General features: G+C 33.8%; 1 protein-coding gene, 1 tRNA gene and 1 pseudogene. 2 read left to right on the top strand and 1 reads right to left on the bottom strand.

The features are described 5' to 3' along the window. Both Q0E19_RS11685 and Q0E19_RS11680 read left to right on the top strand, forming a co-directional pair. A pseudogene (locus Q0E19_RS11685) lies at positions 1-1,616 on the top strand (hypothetical protein); the annotation flags it as partial. Between the two features lie 602 nt (positions 1,617-2,218). Next, on the top strand, positions 2,219-2,503 hold the full coding sequence (locus tag Q0E19_RS11680; protein ID WP_294409705.1) for a hypothetical protein: 285 nt from the start codon (positions 2,219-2,221) through the stop codon (positions 2,501-2,503). A gap of 727 nt (positions 2,504-3,230) precedes the next feature. Here Q0E19_RS11680 and Q0E19_RS11675 read toward each other — a convergent pair. Beyond that, a tRNA-Asn gene (locus tag Q0E19_RS11675) sits at positions 3,231-3,306 on the bottom strand. Positions 3,307-3,389: the final 83 nt, after the last annotated feature.

Here is a 3,389-nt window from a genome sequence, read left to right as displayed (position 1 = left end):
ACGGAAAGTTAGTGGTAAATGGCGATTATAATGGATTTAAAAAGACTACAGATAAGTATGGTGATGTAACCATATCTAAAGGCGGATATATATCCATGAAAAATGCTGATGATACAGTAGACATTTCTGGAAACTATTCGATTTATCAAGGCTTTAATTATACAAATGAACTTTCAGATGGTGTAATGTCGATCGGTGGAAATTTAGTACAGATGAATTCAGATTATTATTTTGCACCAATCAGCAGCGGAAATAATAAAGTCGTATTGAATGGTGAAGATGGCAAAATCCAAAAAGTTATATTTTTGAATAAGTATAGTAAATTCAATAATCTTGAAATTACCCAGTCACAATCTAACTATGAATTTCCTTATGAACCTTGCTGGGATAAGCTTACAAAGCGCCATATACATAATTATACAAGTAAAGTAACAAAAAAGCCAACTTGTACTGAAACAGGTGTAAGAACCTATACTTGTGAATGTGGAGATACTTATACAGAAGATATCGATAAGCTGATAGATATTTCAACATGTAATATTTCACTTCCTACAAACACCCAGTATTTCAGGGGTACAAGAGTAAGACCTGTTGTTACGATTAGTAGTGAAGGCAGTGTTCTTAAATCTGGTACTGATTACACAGTGGCATATTTTAATAATTTGTCAGTAGGAACAGCAACTGTAAAGATCACAGGCAAGGGAAGATATGGCGGAACAATAAATAAAGAATTCAGTATTGTTCAGCGTTCAATTGCAAATTGTGACGTTAGTCTTGCTTTTACTGTTGGCGGATACAAGGCTGACTATCGTGAACCAGCAGTTACAGTAAAATGCAATGGTGCAGAGCTTTATAGTGGAAATTATAAAGTAACTTACTATAATAATCTTAACGTTGGTACATCAACTGTTGAAATAACAGGAAAAAACAACTTAAAAGGTTCTGTAACTAAAACATTTAAAATAACACCTCGTGCAATATCTGAATGTAATATTACTCTTTCTAAAAATGACTCTGATTATGAACATCCTACAGTAAGTTTAACTTATTACGGTCGTGAAATAAGCAGTGATAATTATACGGTGAATTACTCTGAAATAAATGACAACAAGATAACTGTCACAATCTCTGGAAAAAATAATTTAAAAGGAGAAGTAATTAAAACCTATGAAATAGACCCTATTATGATATCGGAGTGTGAAATTGGACTTAATCAAGCGAAATATTATTTTACTGGTGCTAGAATTAAGCCAGTAGTTAATGTTTCATACAATGGTACAATGATCAGCAATAAAAATTATACAATTATTTACAATAACAATTTAACTGTCGGCATGGCGACGATTACTATAAAGGGTAAAAATCTTCTGACAGGAACAATTACAAAAAGCTTTGTTATAAATCCACGTTCTATAGCTTCCTGTACAATAACTATCAAGAAAAACTTAAATAATAAAAATAAGCCTGATGTTTTCGTTTCTTATTATGGACGTGAAATTTATAGCGGCAATTATTCAGTTTCATATGATTATGTAAGCAACACGCAAATTAAGATAACTATAACAGGAAAAAATAACCTTACTGGTGTTGTTACAAAAACTTATGATCTAGTTTAACAGTTACATCGTTACAACCTCCCACTCATAAGCAAAACATCCCCGATCCTGTGGATCGGGGATTAATAATTCATCCGTAGTTATACTTTTTGCAGTTATTATGTTCGTAGTTATACTTTTTGCAGTTATTATGTTAGTAAATGAGTTGATTAATCAGCTTTGCTATTTTCTTGCAAGCAAATATAATATAGTTGCAAATATTTTCTCATTTATAATAAACATTGCATCTCTAGTTGGTATAATTATATTAAGTTATATATAAGTTAGCTAACAGCTTATTGACAGAATAGTGCAAATTACGCAGAATATTTAGTAAAACTTTGTTAAATATTTTTGATAAAAATGTATTTACAATACGTTTTTTATGTGATACAATAAAATAAGAGTGAAAAAAAGCACTCACCAAGCGAATCAAGTCGTAGCAAACCTGATTCGCCATTCACACAGATGTCTGCAAACAACTGTGTAAACTTTAGTGAATGCATCTTAGTCGTGTTCCATTATAGCACGATTACGATAGATTTGTCAAGAGTTTATCAGTTTGTTTTGAGGTCAACTGATAAACTCTTTTCTTTTTTTGTAAATAAGAAAGGACGTTCATTATGATAAACTTAATAGACCGTCATCTCAGCAAGATCTTTACTGCTGAACCTTACTGCTACACAAAGGAATTTCTTGATTCCAACTGTGAATACAACATTACCAAGTACGATAACGAACGCACATACATAAAAGGCGATGTAGTAATAAAAATTGATGATGATATAAGTCACATAAGAACATTTACTTTTGAAATTTCAGAAGATAAAGCTCCTATACTTACCTTTGAAATGACAAAATGTAAAGTAACAGAGGTCAATCCAAATGACTGGAGTCATTTGACATAAAGAATTAGAAATCTAATTCTTTAATAACATAAGATCTCCAAACCCGTGGTGTCATTTATTTTCCCTCTAATTATGCTATAACCTGCATAACATTTGCAGTTATATAACATTCCCGTCAGACTTTAGGATCTGCCGGCTGACTGCAGTTAAAATTGAATAAGCATTAAACAAAAATGTAACCTCGACAAGTCACTAAGAACTGTTGATCCTATCAACCGCATTGTAATAGCTTCGCTCCTGCGAGCCTATCCATCGGATAGATACCTCAATGTGCGCCGTAATGAATGTGTTACCTCACATTCTAGCGAGTATAAACACTGTGGTGTGAGCTATCTGTGATACTAGCGAGAAGAGAGCTTCTGTGGCAGCTCCAAAGGACACAACCGACAGCAAGCAGCTGTTCTTTATCAAAAAGATAAGAAACTTGTCACTTCTGAAATCTGTGATGACTAGGTGATCGACAATGATCCGTGTCAAAAGGAATCTTGTTTAATCAAAACTTAACTATCCTGAGTGCGAATTTCCAATGACCACTCTTGATATATACCCAACAAATCTGTGTTTGTTGGGATAAGAACACAACAAGCATTGTGCTTTTATCCCAGCAGACATTTAAAGAATAAAATTGAATAATTTATTAAAAGCGGCTGTTAACCGAATGGTCAACGAGCATAAATTATGACGAAAAGTCCGTAAACACTACATTTACGAACTTTCGATCATACATTGGCTCCCCCAGTTGGACTCGAACCAACGACCCTGCGGTTAACAGCCGCATGCTCTACCGACTGAGCTATAGAGGAATATAAATATGTCGGCGACAACCTATCTTCCCGGGCAGTCACCCGCCGAGTATTTTCAGCGAAGATGAGCTTAACTTCTGTGT

This window comes from uncultured Ruminococcus sp. (assembly GCF_934476685.1).
In the GTDB taxonomy this organism is placed as follows: Bacteria; Bacillota; Clostridia; order Oscillospirales; family Ruminococcaceae; genus Hominimerdicola.
This window is presented reverse-complemented; position numbering and strand designations above follow the sequence as displayed.